Origin of the sequence: Micromonospora arida, assembly GCF_003857035.1 — a bacterium.
In the GTDB taxonomy this organism is placed as follows: domain Bacteria; phylum Actinomycetota; class Actinomycetes; order Mycobacteriales; family Micromonosporaceae; genus Micromonospora; species Micromonospora arida.
This window is the reverse complement of sequence record NZ_QGSY01000328.1, coordinates 1-14,800: the sequence shown is the minus strand read 5'-3', so window position 1 is coordinate 14,800 and position 14,800 is coordinate 1. Positions and strand designations below refer to the sequence as shown.

Genomic DNA, 14,800 nt, shown 5'->3' with positions numbered 1-14,800 from the left:
GTGCGGGATTCGGTGCGGGCGGTTTCGGCGGCGGCGAGGATGGCGACGACCTCACGGCCGAAGCGGACGTCGCAGCGGTGGTCGCGGGTGCCGGCCTGAACCTGCTCGACGAGCTGGTCGATGGCGACGCCGAACGCGGTGGCGGCGTCGTTCTCGCCGAACGGGACGTCCTCGATGCCGTTCTCGCCGTAGAACACGAACTCCCGGGCCATCGACTCGGTCGGGGCATCCAGGGACAGCGAGGCGCTGCTCGTGGCACCGCCCTCGTGGGTGAGCAGCAGATGCACCATCCCGCTCGGCCCGTCCATCGCCGCCACCTGCGTCACCCGGCCCAGCACCGGCAGGAGGATCGAGAGCGCGTGCGGGGCGATGTCCCAGAGCGCCCCGTGCTCCCGACGCCACAACGAGCCGCCGTACGGGCTGCCGTCCTGGAAGATCGAGGCGAACGCGGTGGTCCGACCGTGCTGCCAGCCCCCGGCGGCGGCGGTGGCGGCGAGGAACGCGGTCACGTTCGGCTGGAACCGCTGGGTGAAGAAGACGACCGAGGCGACCCCGGACTCCTCGGCGGCAGCCACGACCAGGTCGGCGTCGGCGACACTGAGCGCCAGCGGCTTGTCCAGCAGCAGGTGTCGACCGGCGCGGGCGGCCCGGACCGCGATGTCGGCCTGGATGTCCGGCGGCAGCGCGACGGCGATCGCCTCGCACTGCTCGATCAGCGCGTCGACGTCGGCGTAGGCGGCCACCCCGTACCGCTCGGCCAGCGCGGAGGCCCGCTCCGGGTTGCGGCCCCACACCCCGACCAGCTCCGCGTCGGGATGTGCGTGCAGCGCCTTCCCGTGCGTCTCGATCGCCCAGTGACCGGTGCCGAACAAGCCGAACCGCAGCACGTGTACCTCCGCTGTCTCCCCGCACCGCGGCAACGCCACGGACGTGATCCACGCTAGTCGCCCGGGCGCCCATGACGGCGGCGGGTTCGACCAATCGAAGCAGCACACCTCCATTTCCGGGTCGGTGGTCGAGCTACCCGCCCGGCTGTCGGTGCAGCGGTCCGCCCGTGGTCTGCCGGCACCGCCTGCGCCGCTCTCGGTAACGCCAGGTCCGATCGCCGCCAGACACACCAGGTGCGGCGAGGCAGTCTCGACGGCATGCAGAGCACGAATCCAGCGATCACCAGCGGTGTCGTGACGTTTGACCACTGGTACGACTTCACCGAGGGCGGCCCGGTGCACCGCGCGCTGCTGCCGTTCCCGTCGACAGCGCCCGCCCCGTTCGAGGTCGCTCGCTGGTCGGTGGCCCCGAACACCTCCAACGACCTCGACGTCCATCGGTCTCGTGAGGTGTGGATCATCGTGTCCGGGACGGGAACCTTGACGTTCGCCGACCAGACGGGCGTCCTGCGGGCCGGCGACGTCGCGGCGTTCGACAGCAGGGTGCCGCACCAGATTCGGAACGACGGCCCGGACCCGCTCGTTGCCATCTCCGTCTACTGGCTGCAAGCAGGCGACTGACGCCGACCCGAAAAGCGCGGGCACCTGGACTGCGGACAACCTTGACGGGCGCGCGTCACACGCGGAGAGGCAGGGCACCCCTTTACTACGACGGTTAGTAGGCTGTGCCGGTGACCGAGGCAACGACCGGGTGGTGCCGGTGACCAGCGTGGGCGCCGACTCTCCGGTGGACGGGATCGTCGCGACCGTGCCGATCGTGCTGTCGCTGCTCGTGGCGGTGTGGGCGCTGGTGGCTGCGGTACGCCACCGGCCGCCGGACCGGATGCAGTTCGTCGGTCTGGCCGTACTCGAAGTGGCGTTGCTGGTGTTGAGCGTGCTGGCGCTCGTCGCGGTCGGCGGCGGGGATCGGCCCGGCGAGCCCGGCGCCTTCTTCGGCTACCTGGTCACGCTGGTGTGCCTGCCGCCGCTGGCCTGGGTGCTGGCCCGGATGGAACCGACCCGCTGGGGCTCGGCGATCGTGTGCGCGGTCTGCCTGGTGGCCCCGGTGGTGGTGGTCCGGTTGCAGCAGACCTGGGAGGTGCTCGGTGGTTGAGACAAAATCGGCTCGGCAGCGCACGAACTCCGGCCCGGGTCGGCTGTTGATCGCGGTCTACCTGCTCTTCGCGATCGCGGCGACGAGTCGGGCGGGTCTGCAGCTCGCCACCAAGTTCGACGAGGCGCCGGTGGCGTACCTGCTCTCCGGGGTGGCCGCGCTCATCTACATCGTGGCGGCGGTGGGGTTGGCCCGTGCCGGGCACACCGGCCGTCGGGTCGCGCTGGCGTGCTGCTCGGTGGAGCTGGTCGGTGTGGTCGCGGTCGGCATCCTGAGCCTTGTCGACAAGGACCTCTTCCCGGACGAGACGGTCTGGTCGCAGTTCGGCAGCGGGTACGGCTACATCCCACTGGTGCTGCCGGTGCTCGGCCTGATCTGGCTCTGGCGCACCCGCCGCGCACCCGCCTGATCCGCCGCAGCCGCCGACCCGCCGCGCACCCCGCCCGACCGCGCGCAGACCCGGCGACGAGGGCGCCGGCTCACCTGCCGGGGCGCCCTCGTCGGGAGTACGGGTCAGTCCCGTGGGCCGCCCGCGACGTAGATGACCTGACCGGAGACGAAGCCCGCGCCCTCGCTCGCCAGGAACGAGATGGTGTGCGCGACGTCCTCCGGGCGACCCGGGCGACGGACCGGGATCTCGGCGGCGGCGTGCTTCTGGAAGTCGTCGAAGTCGACCTTCATGCGGGCCGCGGTGGCCGCGGTCATGTCGGTGACGATGAAGCCGGGTGCGACCGCGTTCACTGTCACCCCGAACGGACCCAGCTCGATGGCGAGCGTCTTGGTGAAGCCCTGTAGACCGGCCTTGGCCGCGGCGTAGTTCGCCTGGCCCCGGTTGCCCAGCGCGGAGGTGCTGGAGAGGTTGACGATCCGCCCCCACTTCCGGTCCACCATGTGCTTCTGGGCGGCCTGGCTGAACAGGAACGCGCCGCGCAAATGCACCCCCATCACCGTGTCCCAGTCGGCGTTGGTCATCTTGAACAGCAGGTTGTCGCGGAGCACACCGGCGTTGTTGACCAGCACGGTGGGTGCGCCCAGCTCGGCGGCGACCCGGCTCACCGCCGCCTCGACCTGGTCCCGGTCGGACACGTCGGCGCCCACCCCGAGCGCCCGGCCACCGGCACCGGCGATGGCGTCCACCGTCTCCTTGGTGGCCGCCTCCTCGATGTCGACCACGGCGACGGCCATTCCGTCGGCGGCCAGCCGTCGGGCAGTGGCCGCGCCGATGCCGCGTGCGGCTCCGGTGACGATGGCGACGCGGGACTCCTCCGACATGATTACCTCCCGGTAACTTGGGGTCGATCGGAGGAGCTTAACCTCAACAGGCCGACCCTCGGCATAGGCGAATCCACCGGTATCCGTGGCCGGAGACCTTGACCGCGCCGAGCTTGCCCAACTCTCCGTAGCCGCGGTCGGCGAGCACGTCGATCGGCAGGTCCGCCTCCGGCTCGAGGCTGCTGAGGTCCACCTCGACGTCGTCGGTGCTGAGGTTGTGCACGAAGACCATCGTCCCGGTCGGCCCGTCAGCCCGGTGCGCGAGCACTCCGGCCGGCATCGCCACGTCGATGTGGGTCGTCGAGCCGGAGCCGATCTCCGGAGCCTCCCGCAGCGTACGGATCATGCGCTCGAACCAGGCGAGCAGCGACTTGGTGTCGCCGCGCTGGGCGGTGACGTTGACGTTCTGGTAGCCGAACTCGCCCTTGTCGATCACCGGGCGAACCAGCTTCTCCGGGTCCGCCGTGGAGAAGCCGGCGTTCGGCTGGTACGACCACTGCATCGGCGTACGGATCGCCTCCCGACCGGGCAGCGACAGGTCCTCGCCCATCCCGATCTCCTCGCCGTACCGCAGCACCGGCGTGCCGCGCATCGAGAACTGGAGGGCGTACGCCAGTTCGATGTGCCGCCGGTCGTTGCCGAGCATCGGGGCGAGCCGGCGACGGATGCCCCGGTCGTAGATGCGCATGTTCTCGTCCGGGCCGAACTTCGCGTACACCTGGTTGCGTTGTTCGGTGGTCAGCCGGGACAGGTCGATCTCGTCGTGGTTACGCAGGAAGGTGGCCCACTGCCCGCCGACCGGCAGCTTCGGGGTGTCGCGGAGCGCCTCGATCAGCGACTCCGGGTCCTCGCGGGCCAGGGCGAGCATGAGTCGACCGTTGAGCATGAAGTCGAACAGCATGTGGATCCGGTTGCCGGAACCGCTGGCGTCGCCGAAGAACGTCGGCAGCTGGTCCGGCTCGACGTTCGCCTCGGCCAGCAGGACGGCGTCGCCGCGGCGCCACTGGACGTGCTGGCGCATCTCGGTGAGGAACTCGAAGTCCTTCGGGGAGTTCGGGTTGCCCGGTTCGGTCAGCTCGATGATGAATGGCACCGCGTCCATCCGGAAGCCGGAGACGCCGAGCTGGAGCCAGAACGACATGATCTTCTTGATCTCGTCCCGGACCTGGGGGTTGGCGAAGTTGAGGTCCGGCTGGAACTTGTAGAACCGGTGGTAGAACCACGCCTTGGCCGTCCGGTCGTAGCTCCACGTCTCGTCCTGCTCGCCGGGGAAGACCATTCCCTGGTGCCGATCGGCCGGTTCGGTGTCGGACCAGACGAACCAGTCCCGGTACGGCGAGTCCGGCGAGGAGCGGGCGGACTGGAACCACGGGTGCTCGTCGGACGTGTGGTTGACCACCAGGTCGATGATCACGCGGATGCCCCGGTTCTGCGCCTGGTGCAGCAGCTCGGCGAAGTCGCCCAGGGTGCCGAAGCGCGGATCCACGTTGTAGAAGTCGGTGACGTCGTAGCCGTCGTCGCGGTTGGGCGACGGGTGGATCGGGTGCAGCCACAGGCAGGTCACCCCGAGCCGGGCCAGGTAGTCCAGCCTCCCGATCAGCCCACGGATGTCACCGACCCCGTCGCCGTCGGAGTCGGCGTACGTGTCGATGTCGAGGCAGTAGACGACGGCTTCGGAATACCAACGGTCACCCATGCCGAAGAAATCTCTCCAGTTGATCACCGTGGCAAACCCAGCCTGGTCGACCGGCGAGCGCAGTGGGCTACCGTGCCGGTCATGGAGAACGACCTCGTACCGCCGAGCGAACTGTTGGACTGGTCCCGGGGCAGCTGGCTGCACCCGCCGGTACGCGTCGAGGAGGGTCCGGCCGGCGAGTTGATCGTCGAGCCGGCTGCGGACAGCGACTTCTGGCGTCGGACCAGCTACGGCTTCGTCCACGACAACGGCCCGGCCCTGCTGGCGCCGCTGCCGGTGGGCACCGCCATGGAGGTCAGCTTCCAGCTCGACTTCTCGGCGCAGTTCGACCAGGCCGGTGCGTTCGTTCGGGTGGACGAACGGACCTGGACCAAGGCTGGTGTGGAGATCAGCGACGGCGAGGTGCAGCTCGGCGCGGTGGTGACCCGGGAGTTCTCCGACTGGTCGGTGGGGCCGGTGCCGGAGTGGGCGGGCCGGGAGGTGACGGTCCGGGTCAGCCGGGCCGGCGACGCGCTGACCGTCCGCGCCCGGGTCGACGACGAGCCGTGGCGACTGGTCCGGCTCGTCCCGCTGGACCCGACGGTCGAGGCCGTTGCCGGCCCGTTCTGCTGCGCGCCGTCCCGCGCCGGTCTTACCGTGGTCTTCACCGGCTGGCGGCAGGGACCGGCGGACACCGCGCTGCACCCGGAGCACTGAGCGGCAGGTGTGGACGACTCGGCAGTGGGTATGACAGTCCGATCCCCCACCGCCGACCGGAAGGACGACCATGGCGTACGCCCAGGCTGGCGACCCGTCCGAGTTCACCGGGCTGACCGGTTGGGTGGCGTCGGTGATCGAGGCGATGGGCCCGGTCGGCGTGGCGCTGCTGGTGGCGCTGGAGAGCATCGTCCCGCCGATTCCCAGTGAGATCGTGCTGGCGATGGCCGGTTTCCTGGCTCATGAGGGCAAGTTCAACGTTGTGGTCGTGGCGCTGGCCGCGACGGTCGGCTCGCTGGTCGGCGCGTTGGTGCTCTACTGGCTGGGCGCGGCGCTCGGCGAGGAACGGCTCAAGCGCTGGCTGGACCACATCCCCTTGGTGGACCGCGACGACCTGGAGAAGGCCGACCGCTGGTTCGAGCGGCACGGTCGGTGGGCGGTGCTGATCGGCCGGGTGGTGCCGGTGGTCCGGAGCCTGGTCTCCGTGCCGGCCGGAGCCAACCGGATGCCGCTGGGCGAGTTCATCCTGCTCACCACCATCGGCAGCGGGGTGTGGAACGGTCTCATCATCGGGGCGGGCTACGCGCTCGGCAGCCAGTGGCAGGACGTCGCCCGCTACAGCGACTGGTTCAACTACGCGATCGTCGCGATCTTCGTCGTGATGGCGTCCAGTTGGGTGATCCGCAAGGTTCGCAAGCGTCGGGCGCGCGACGACCGGCGGTCGGTGACCGCCGGTCGCTGATCCGCTTCTCCGCTCACCGCCGGCGTCCGGACCGGACGCCGGCGAGCACGGTCAGGGCAGGGTGTCCAGGTGCGGGCCCACCGTGTTGGCGAAGCCGTTGCCGTTGCTGACGTCCCAGTTCACCGACCAGGTCATCGCGCCCCGGATGCCGGGGTAGGTGCGCGGCGGGCGGAAGCTGCCGCAGTTGGTGCCCCGGGCCAGGCAGTCCAGGGCGGCGTTGACCACGCTGGGCGCGACGATGCCGCCGCCGGCCGCCCCTGCTCCGGCGGGCAGGCCGAGGCCGACCTGGTCGGGGCGGAGCCCGGCCTCCAACTGGATGCAGGCCAACGCGACGATGAAGTTCACTGTGCCCTGGCCGTACGCGGCGTTCTGGTCGCAGCCGAGCATCGCGCCCGAGTTGTAGTACTGGGTGTTGACGACGGTGAGGATGTCCTTGATGTCGAGCGCCAGCTTGAAGTAGCCGCCGGCCGGGTTCTGCATGTCGATGGTCTGCGGCGCCATCGCGATGATCAGCCCCGAGCCGACCTTGGCCCGCAGCGCGCGCAGCGCCTGCGCCATGTACGTGGGGTTGAGCCCGTTCTCCAGGTCGATGTCGATCCCGTCGAAGCCGTAGCGGGCGATCAACGCGGCGGCCGTGTCGGCGAACGCGGTGGCCGATGCAGCGTTGTTCACGGTCACCCGGCCGGTCTCACCGCCGACGGAGAGGATCACCCGCTTGCCCCGGCTGTGCAGGGTGCGGACGTCGGCGGTGAAGTCCGCGTCGGTGTAGCCGCCGAGCGCGGCGGCCAGCCCGGGGTCGACGCCGAACGTGAGCGCGCCGGGGGTCGCGGTGGCCTCGGCGAAGGCGACCGCCACCAGGTCGTACTCGGCGGGGACGTCGCGTAGCCGCAGCTCGACGGCGGGGTTGTCGAAGTTGTGCCAGTACCCGGTGAGCAGGTGTTTCGGCAGCCCACCGGTGGGCTGCCGAAACACCTGCTCACCGGGTACTGGCACAACTTCGACAACCCCGCCGTCGAGCTGCGGCTACGCGACGTCCCCGCCGAGTACGACCTGGTGGCGGTCGCCTTCGCCGAGGCCACCGCGACCCCCGGCGCGCTCACGTTCGGCGTCGACCCCGGGCTGGCCGCCGCGCTCGGCGGCTACACCGACGCGGACTTCACCGCCGACGTCCGCACCCTGCACAGCCGGGGCAAGCGGGTGATCCTCTCCGTCGGCGGTGAGACCGGCCGGGTGACCGTGAACAACGCTGCATCGGCCACCGCGTTCGCCGACACGGCCGCCGCGTTGATCGCCCGCTACGGCTTCGACGGGATCGACATCGACCTGGAGAACGGGCTCAACCCCACGTACATGGCGCAGGCGCTGCGCGCGCTGCGGGCCAAGGTCGGCTCGGGGCTGATCATCGCGATGGCGCCGCAGACCATCGACATGCAGAACCCGGCCGGCGGCTACTTCAAGCTGGCGCTCGACATCAAGGACATCCTCACCGTCGTCAACACCCAGTACTACAACTCGGGCGCGATGCTCGGCTGCGACCAGAACGCCGCGTACGGCCAGGGCACAGTGAACTTCATCGTCGCGTTGGCCTGCATCCAGTTGGAGGCCGGGCTCCGCCCCGACCAGGTCGGCCTCGGCCTGCCCGCCGGAGCAGGGGCGGCCGGCGGCGGCATCGTCGCGCCCAGCGTGGTCAACGCCGCCCTGGACTGCCTGGCCCGGGGCACCAACTGCGGCAGCTTCCGCCCGCCGCGCACCTACCCCGGCATCCGGGGCGCGATGACCTGGTCGGTGAACTGGGACGTCAGCAACGGCAACGGCTTCGCCAACACGGTGGGCCCGCACCTGGACACCCTGCCCTGACCGTGCTCGCCGGCGTCCGGTCCGGACGCCGGCGGTGAGCGGAGAAGCGGATCAGCGACCGGCGGTCACCGACCGCCGGTCGTCGCGCGCCCGACGCTTGCGAACCTTGCGGATCACCCAACTGGACGCCATCACGACGAAGATCGCGACGATCGCGTAGTTGAACCAGTCGCTGTAGCGGGCGACGTCCTGCCACTGGCTGCCGAGCGCGTAGCCCGCCCCGATGATGAGACCGTTCCACACCCCGCTGCCGATGGTGGTGAGCAGGATGAACTCGCCCAGCGGCATCCGGTTGGCTCCGGCCGGCACGGAGACCAGGCTCCGGACCACCGGCACCACCCGGCCGATCAGCACCGCCCACCGACCGTGCCGCTCGAACCAGCGGTCGGCCTTCTCCAGGTCGTCGCGGTCCACCAAGGGGATGTGGTCCAGCCAGCGCTTGAGCCGTTCCTCGCCGAGCGCCGCGCCCAGCCAGTAGAGCACCAACGCGCCGACCAGCGAGCCGACCGTCGCGGCCAGCGCCACGACCACAACGTTGAACTTGCCCTCATGAGCCAGGAAACCGGCCATCGCCAGCACGATCTCACTGGGAATCGGCGGGACGATGCTCTCCAGCGCCACCAGCAGCGCCACGCCGACCGGGCCCATCGCCTCGATCACCGACGCCACCCAACCGGTCAGCCCGGTGAACTCGGACGGGTCGCCAGCCTGGGCGTACGCCATGGTCGTCCTTCCGGTCGGCGGTGGGGGATCGGACTGTCATACCCACTGCCGAGTCGTCCACACCTGCCGCTCAGTGCTCCGGGTGCAGCGCGGTGTCCGCCGGTCCCTGCCGCCAGCCGGTGAAGACCACGGTAAGACCGGCGCGGGACGGCGCGCAGCAGAACGGGCCGGCAACGGCCTCGACCGTCGGGTCCAGCGGGACGAGCCGGACCAGTCGCCACGGCTCGTCGTCGACCCGGGCGCGGACGGTCAGCGCGTCGCCGGCCCGGCTGACCCGGACCGTCACCTCCCGGCCCGCCCACTCCGGCACCGGCCCCACCGACCAGTCGGAGAACTCCCGGGTCACCACCGCGCCGAGCTGCACCTCGCCGTCGCTGATCTCCACACCAGCCTTGGTCCAGGTCCGTTCGTCCACCCGAACGAACGCACCGGCCTGGTCGAACTGCGCCGAGAAGTCGAGCTGGAAGCTGACCTCCATGGCGGTGCCCACCGGCAGCGGCGCCAGCAGGGCCGGGCCGTTGTCGTGGACGAAGCCGTAGCTGGTCCGACGCCAGAAGTCGCTGTCCGCAGCCGGCTCGACGATCAACTCGCCGGCCGGACCCTCCTCGACGCGTACCGGCGGGTGCAGCCAGCTGCCCCGGGACCAGTCCAACAGTTCGCTCGGCGGTACGAGGTCGTTCTCCATGACCGGCACGGTAGCCCACTGCGCTCGCCGGTCGACCAGGCTGGGTTTGCCACGGTGATCAACTGGAGAGATTTCTTCGGCATGGGTGACCGTTGGTATTCCGAAGCCGTCGTCTACTGCCTCGACATCGACACGTACGCCGACTCCGACGGCGACGGGGTCGGTGACATCCGTGGGCTGATCGGGAGGCTGGACTACCTGGCCCGGCTCGGGGTGACCTGCCTGTGGCTGCACCCGATCCACCCGTCGCCCAACCGCGACGACGGCTACGACGTCACCGACTTCTACAACGTGGATCCGCGCTTCGGCACCCTGGGCGACTTCGCCGAGCTGCTGCACCAGGCGCAGAACCGGGGCATCCGCGTGATCATCGACCTGGTGGTCAACCACACGTCCGACGAGCACCCGTGGTTCCAGTCCGCCCGCTCCTCGCCGGACTCGCCGTACCGGGACTGGTTCGTCTGGTCCGACACCGAACCGGCCGATCGGCACCAGGGAATGGTCTTCCCCGGCGAGCAGGACGAGACGTGGAGCTACGACCGGACGGCCAAGGCGTGGTTCTACCACCGGTTCTACAAGTTCCAGCCGGACCTCAACTTCGCCAACCCCCAGGTCCGGGACGAGATCAAGAAGATCATGTCGTTCTGGCTCCAGCTCGGCGTCTCCGGCTTCCGGATGGACGCGGTGCCATTCATCATCGAGCTGACCGAACCGGGCAACCCGAACTCCCCGAAGGACTTCGAGTTCCTCACCGAGATGCGCCAGCACGTCCAGTGGCGCCGCGGCGACGCCGTCCTGCTGGCCGAGGCGAACGTCGAGCCGGACCAGCTGCCGACGTTCTTCGGCGACGCCAGCGGTTCCGGCAACCGGATCCACATGCTGTTCGACTTCATGCTCAACGGTCGACTCATGCTCGCCCTGGCCCGCGAGGACCCGGAGTCGCTGATCGAGGCGCTCCGCGACACCCCGAAGCTGCCGGTCGGCGGGCAGTGGGCCACCTTCCTGCGTAACCACGACGAGATCGACCTGTCCCGGCTGACCACCGAACAACGCAACCAGGTGTACGCGAAGTTCGGCCCGGACGAGAACATGCGCATCTACGACCGGGGCATCCGTCGCCGGCTCGCCCCGATGCTCGGCAACGACCGGCGGCACATCGAACTGGCGTACGCCCTCCAGTTCTCGATGCGCGGCACGCCGGTGCTGCGGTACGGCGAGGAGATCGGGATGGGCGAGGACCTGTCGCTGCCCGGTCGGGAGGCGATCCGTACGCCGATGCAGTGGTCGTACCAGCCGAACGCCGGCTTCTCCACGGCGGACCCGGAGAAGCTGGTTCGCCCGGTGATCGACAAGGGCGAGTTCGGCTACCAGAACGTCAACGTCACCGCCCAGCGCGGCGACACCAAGTCGCTGCTCGCCTGGTTCGAGCGCATGATCCGTACGCTGCGGGAGGCTCCGGAGATCGGCTCCGGCTCGACGACCCACATCGACGTGGCGATGCCGGCCGGAGTGCTCGCGCACCGGGCTGACGGGCCGACCGGGACGATGGTCTTCGTGCACAACCTCAGCACCGACGACGTCGAGGTGGACCTCAGCAGCCTCGAGCCGGAGGCGGACCTGCCGATCGACGTGCTCGCCGACCGCGGCTACGGAGAGTTGGGCAAGCTCGGCGCGGTCAAGGTCTCCGGCCACGGATACCGGTGGATTCGCCTATGCCGAGGGTCGGCCTGTTGAGGTTAAGCTCCTCCGATCGACCCCAAGTTACCGGGAGGTAATCATGTCGGAGGAGTCCCGCGTCGCCATCGTCACCGGAGCCGCACGCGGCATCGGCGCGGCCACTGCCCGACGGCTGGCCGCCGACGGAATGGCCGTCGCCGTGGTCGACATCGAGGAGGCGGCCACCAAGGAGACGGTGGACGCCATCGCCGGTGCCGGTGGCCGGGCGCTCGGGGTGGGCGCCGACGTGTCCGACCGGGACCAGGTCGAGGCGGCGGTGAGCCGGGTCGCCGCCGAGCTGGGCGCACCCACCGTGCTGGTCAACAACGCCGGTGTGCTCCGCGACAACCTGCTGTTCAAGATGACCAACGCCGACTGGGACACGGTGATGGGGGTGCATTTGCGCGGCGCGTTCCTGTTCAGCCAGGCCGCCCAGAAGCACATGGTGGACCGGAAGTGGGGGCGGATCGTCAACCTCTCCAGCACCTCCGCGCTGGGCAACCGGGGCCAGGCGAACTACGCCGCGGCCAAGGCCGGTCTACAGGGCTTCACCAAGACGCTCGCCATCGAGCTGGGTCCGTTCGGGGTGACAGTGAACGCGGTCGCACCCGGCTTCATCGTCACCGACATGACCGCGGCCACCGCGGCCCGCATGAAGGTCGACTTCGACGACTTCCAGAAGCACGCCGCCGCCGAGATCCCGGTCCGTCGCCCGGGTCGCCCGGAGGACGTCGCGCACACCATCTCGTTCCTGGCGAGCGAGGGCGCGGGCTTCGTCTCCGGTCAGGTCATCTACGTCGCGGGCGGCCCACGGGACTGACCCGTACTCCCGACGAGGGCGCCCCGGCAGGTGAGCCGGCGCCCTCGTCGCCGGGTCTGCGCGCGGTCGGGCGGGGTGCGCGGCGGGTCGGCGGCTGCGGCGGATCAGGCGGGTGCGCGGCGGGTGCGCCAGAGCCAGATCAGGCCGAGCACCGGCAGCACCAGTGGGATGTAGCCGTACCCGCTGCCGAACTGCGACCAGACCGTCTCGTCCGGGAAGAGGTCCTTGTCGACAAGGCTCAGGATGCCGACCGCGACCACACCGACCAGCTCCACCGAGCAGCACGCCAGCGCGACCCGACGGCCGGTGTGCCCGGCACGGGCCAACCCCACCGCCGCCACGATGTAGATGAGCGCGGCCACCCCGGAGAGCAGGTACGCCACCGGCGCCTCGTCGAACTTGGTGGCGAGCTGCAGACCCGCCCGACTCGTCGCCGCGATCGCGAAGAGCAGGTAGACCGCGATCAACAGCCGACCCGGGCCGGAGTTCGTGCGCTGCCGAGCCGATTTTGTCTCAACCACCGAGCACCTCCCAGGTCTGCTGCAACCGGACCACCACCACCGGGGCCACCAGGCAGACCGCGCACACGATCGCCGAGCCCCAGCGGGTCGGTTCCATCCGGGCCAGCACCCAGGCCAGCGGCGGCAGGCACACCAGCGTGACCAGGTAGCCGAAGAAGGCGCCGGGCTCGCCGGGCCGATCCCCGCCGCCGACCGCGACGAGCGCCAGCACGCTCAACACCAGCAACGCCACTTCGAGTACGGCCAGACCGACGAACTGCATCCGGTCCGGCGGCCGGTGGCGTACCGCAGCCACCAGCGCCCACACCGCCACGAGCAGCGACAGCACGATCGGCACGGTCGCGACGATCCCGTCCACCGGAGAGTCGGCGCCCACGCTGGTCACCGGCACCACCCGGTCGTTGCCTCGGTCACCGGCACAGCCTACTAACCGTCGTAGTAAAGGGGTGCCCTGCCTCTCCGCGTGTGACGCGCGCCCGTCAAGGTTGTCCGCAGTCCAGGTGCCCGCGCTTTTCGGGTCGGCGTCAGTCGCCTGCTTGCAGCCAGTAGACGGAGATGGCAACGAGCGGGTCCGGGCCGTCGTTCCGAATCTGGTGCGGCACCCTGCTGTCGAACGCCGCGACGTCGCCGGCCCGCAGGACGCCCGTCTGGTCGGCGAACGTCAAGGTTCCCGTCCCGGACACGATGATCCACACCTCACGAGACCGATGGACGTCGAGGTCGTTGGAGGTGTTCGGGGCCACCGACCAGCGAGCGACCTCGAACGGGGCGGGCGCTGTCGACGGGAACGGCAGCAGCGCGCGGTGCACCGGGCCGCCCTCGGTGAAGTCGTACCAGTGGTCAAACGTCACGACACCGCTGGTGATCGCTGGATTCGTGCTCTGCATGCCGTCGAGACTGCCTCGCCGCACCTGGTGTGTCTGGCGGCGATCGGACCTGGCGTTACCGAGAGCGGCGCAGGCGGTGCCGGCAGACCACGGGCGGACCGCTGCACCGACAGCCGGGCGGGTAGCTCGACCACCGACCCGGAAATGGAGGTGTGCTGCTTCGATTGGTCGAACCCGCCGCCGTCATGGGCGCCCGGGCGACTAGCGTGGATCACGTCCGTGGCGTTGCCGCGGTGCGGGGAGACAGCGGAGGTACACGTGCTGCGGTTCGGCTTGTTCGGCACCGGTCACTGGGCGATCGAGACGCACGGGAAGGCGCTGCACGCACATCCCGACGCGGAGCTGGTCGGGGTGTGGGGCCGCAACCCGGAGCGGGCCTCCGCGCTGGCCGAGCGGTACGGGGTGGCCGCCTACGCCGACGTCGACGCGCTGATCGAGCAGTGCGAGGCGATCGCCGTCGCGCTGCCGCCGGACATCCAGGCCGACATCGCGGTCCGGGCCGCCCGCGCCGGTCGACACCTGCTGCTGGACAAGCCGCTGGCGCTCAGTGTCGCCGACGCCGACCTGGTCGTGGCTGCCGCCGAGGAGTCCGGGGTCGCCTCGGTCGTCTTCTTCACCCAGCGGTTCCAGCCGAACGTGACCGCGTTCCTCGCCGCCACCGCCGCCGCCGGGGGCTGGCAGCACGGTCGGACCACCGCGTTCGCCTCGATCTTCCAGGACGGCAGCCCGTACGGCGGCTCGTTGTGGCGTCGGGAGCACGGGGCGCTCTGGGACATCGCCCCGCACGCGCTCTCGATCCTCCTGCCGGTGCTGGGCCGGGTGACGCAGGTGGCGGCGATGGACGGGCCGAGCGGGATGGTGCATCTGCTGCTCACCCACGAGGGCGGTGCCACGAGCAGCGCCTCGCTGTCCCTGGATGCCCCGACCGAGTCGATGGCCCGGGAGTTCGTGTTCTACGGCGAGAACGGCATCGAGGACGTCCCGTTCGGCGAGAACGACGCCGCCACCGCGTTCGGCGTCGCCATCGACCAGCTCGTCGAGCAGGTTCAGGCCGGCACCCGCGACCACCGCTGCGACGTCCGCTTCGGCCGTGAGGTCGTCGCCATCCTCGCCGCCGCCGAAACCGCCCGCACCGAATCCCGCAC

17 protein-coding genes and 1 pseudogene are annotated in these 14,800 nt (G+C 70.3%); 9 read left to right on the top strand and 9 right to left on the bottom strand.

The window, feature by feature from the left end; genetic code table 11:
• Window positions 1–887 (bottom strand): Gfo/Idh/MocA family protein (locus tag DLJ58_RS32080; protein ID WP_167493762.1); only part of this gene is annotated, 887 nt, incomplete at its 3' end.
• Window positions 888–1,145: 258 nt separating this feature from the next.
• On the opposite strand from DLJ58_RS32080, the gene DLJ58_RS32085 reads away from it, so the two are divergent.
• The 3 genes from DLJ58_RS32085 to DLJ58_RS32095 all read left to right on the top strand — a co-directional run bounded on the left by DLJ58_RS32085 (window position 1,146) and on the right by DLJ58_RS32095 (window position 2,449).
• Window positions 1,146–1,508: a cupin domain-containing protein gene (locus tag DLJ58_RS32085; protein WP_091405967.1), complete on the top strand. Its 363-nt coding sequence runs from the start codon at window positions 1,146–1,148 to the stop codon at window positions 1,506–1,508.
• Window positions 1,509–1,647: 139 nt separating this feature from the next.
• On the top strand, window positions 1,648–2,040 hold the full coding sequence (locus tag DLJ58_RS34175) for a hypothetical protein (RefSeq protein ID WP_208741450.1): 393 nt from the start codon (window positions 1,648–1,650) through the stop codon (window positions 2,038–2,040).
• Window positions 2,033–2,449, top strand: coding sequence for a hypothetical protein (locus DLJ58_RS32095; protein WP_124862438.1), 417 nt, complete (start codon window positions 2,033–2,035; stop codon window positions 2,447–2,449). The genes DLJ58_RS34175 and DLJ58_RS32095 overlap by 8 nt, the downstream gene beginning before the upstream one ends.
• 104 nt (window positions 2,450–2,553) lie before the next feature.
• Here the strand turns inward: DLJ58_RS32095 and fabG (DLJ58_RS32100) are convergent, their stop codons facing one another.
• Both fabG (DLJ58_RS32100) and DLJ58_RS32105 read right to left on the bottom strand, forming a co-directional pair.
• Window positions 2,554–3,312, bottom strand: a complete 759-nt coding sequence (fabG, locus tag DLJ58_RS32100) for a 3-oxoacyl-ACP reductase FabG (protein ID WP_091405975.1) — start codon at window positions 3,310–3,312, stop codon at window positions 2,554–2,556.
• Window positions 3,313–3,355: 43 nt separating this feature from the next.
• The gene (locus DLJ58_RS32105) at window positions 3,356–5,008 is read right to left on the bottom strand and encodes an alpha-amylase family protein (RefSeq protein ID WP_124862447.1); all 1,653 of its coding nucleotides are present in this window, start codon (window positions 5,006–5,008) and stop codon (window positions 3,356–3,358) included.
• Between the two features lie 81 nt (window positions 5,009–5,089).
• Here DLJ58_RS32105 and DLJ58_RS32110 point away from each other — a divergent pair, with 81 nt between their 5' ends.
• Window positions 5,090–5,704: a DUF1349 domain-containing protein gene (locus tag DLJ58_RS32110; RefSeq protein ID WP_124862441.1), complete on the top strand. Its 615-nt coding sequence runs from the start codon at window positions 5,090–5,092 to the stop codon at window positions 5,702–5,704.
• Window positions 5,705–5,774: 70 nt separating this feature from the next.
• Complete coding sequence (locus DLJ58_RS32115; RefSeq protein WP_124862444.1) at window positions 5,775–6,446, top strand: DedA family protein; 672 nt, start codon at window positions 5,775–5,777, stop codon at window positions 6,444–6,446.
• 51 nt (window positions 6,447–6,497) lie between these two features.
• On the opposite strand, the pseudogene DLJ58_RS32120 reads toward DLJ58_RS32115, so the two are convergent.
• Window positions 6,498–7,406, bottom strand: a pseudogene (locus DLJ58_RS32120) (chitinase); the annotation flags it as partial.
• Between DLJ58_RS32120 and DLJ58_RS32125 the strand changes: the two are divergent.
• Complete coding sequence (locus DLJ58_RS32125; protein WP_425271362.1) at window positions 7,362–8,303, top strand: chitinase; 942 nt, start codon at window positions 7,362–7,364, stop codon at window positions 8,301–8,303. The pseudogene DLJ58_RS32120 and the gene DLJ58_RS32125 sit on opposite strands and share 45 nt — an antisense overlap.
• Before the next feature lie 51 nt (window positions 8,304–8,354).
• Here the strand turns inward: DLJ58_RS32125 and DLJ58_RS32130 are convergent, their stop codons facing one another.
• Complete coding sequence (locus tag DLJ58_RS32130) at window positions 8,355–9,026, bottom strand: DedA family protein (RefSeq protein ID WP_124862444.1); 672 nt, start codon at window positions 9,024–9,026, stop codon at window positions 8,355–8,357.
• 70 nt (window positions 9,027–9,096) lie between these two features.
• Window positions 9,097–9,711, bottom strand: coding sequence for a DUF1349 domain-containing protein (locus DLJ58_RS32135; RefSeq protein WP_124862441.1), 615 nt, complete (start codon window positions 9,709–9,711; stop codon window positions 9,097–9,099).
• A gap of 81 nt (window positions 9,712–9,792) precedes the next feature.
• Here DLJ58_RS32135 and DLJ58_RS32140 point away from each other — a divergent pair, with 81 nt between their 5' ends.
• Both DLJ58_RS32140 and fabG (DLJ58_RS32145) read left to right on the top strand, forming a co-directional pair.
• Window positions 9,793–11,445, top strand: coding sequence for an alpha-amylase family protein (locus DLJ58_RS32140; protein ID WP_124862447.1), 1,653 nt, complete (start codon window positions 9,793–9,795; stop codon window positions 11,443–11,445).
• Window positions 11,446–11,488: 43 nt separating this feature from the next.
• On the top strand, window positions 11,489–12,247 hold the full coding sequence (gene fabG, locus DLJ58_RS32145; RefSeq protein ID WP_091405975.1) for a 3-oxoacyl-ACP reductase FabG: 759 nt from the start codon (window positions 11,489–11,491) through the stop codon (window positions 12,245–12,247).
• A gap of 104 nt (window positions 12,248–12,351) precedes the next feature.
• Here the strand turns inward: fabG (DLJ58_RS32145) and DLJ58_RS32150 are convergent, their stop codons facing one another.
• From DLJ58_RS32150 to DLJ58_RS32160, 3 genes are all read right to left on the bottom strand, one after another.
• Window positions 12,352–12,768 carry a hypothetical protein gene (locus DLJ58_RS32150; RefSeq protein ID WP_124862438.1) on the bottom strand — a complete coding sequence of 139 codons (417 nt, stop codon included), beginning with the start codon at window positions 12,766–12,768 and terminating at the stop codon, window positions 12,352–12,354.
• Window positions 12,761–13,153: a hypothetical protein gene (locus DLJ58_RS34180; protein ID WP_208741450.1), complete on the bottom strand. Its 393-nt coding sequence runs from the start codon at window positions 13,151–13,153 to the stop codon at window positions 12,761–12,763. The genes DLJ58_RS32150 and DLJ58_RS34180 overlap by 8 nt, the downstream gene beginning before the upstream one ends.
• Before the next feature lie 139 nt (window positions 13,154–13,292).
• The gene (locus tag DLJ58_RS32160; protein ID WP_091405967.1) at window positions 13,293–13,655 is read right to left on the bottom strand and encodes a cupin domain-containing protein; all 363 of its coding nucleotides are present in this window, start codon (window positions 13,653–13,655) and stop codon (window positions 13,293–13,295) included.
• Between the two features lie 258 nt (window positions 13,656–13,913).
• Between DLJ58_RS32160 and DLJ58_RS32165 the strand changes: the two genes are divergently transcribed.
• Window positions 13,914–14,800: Gfo/Idh/MocA family protein (locus DLJ58_RS32165; RefSeq protein WP_167493762.1), on the top strand; the 887-nt coding region annotated here is incomplete at its 3' end.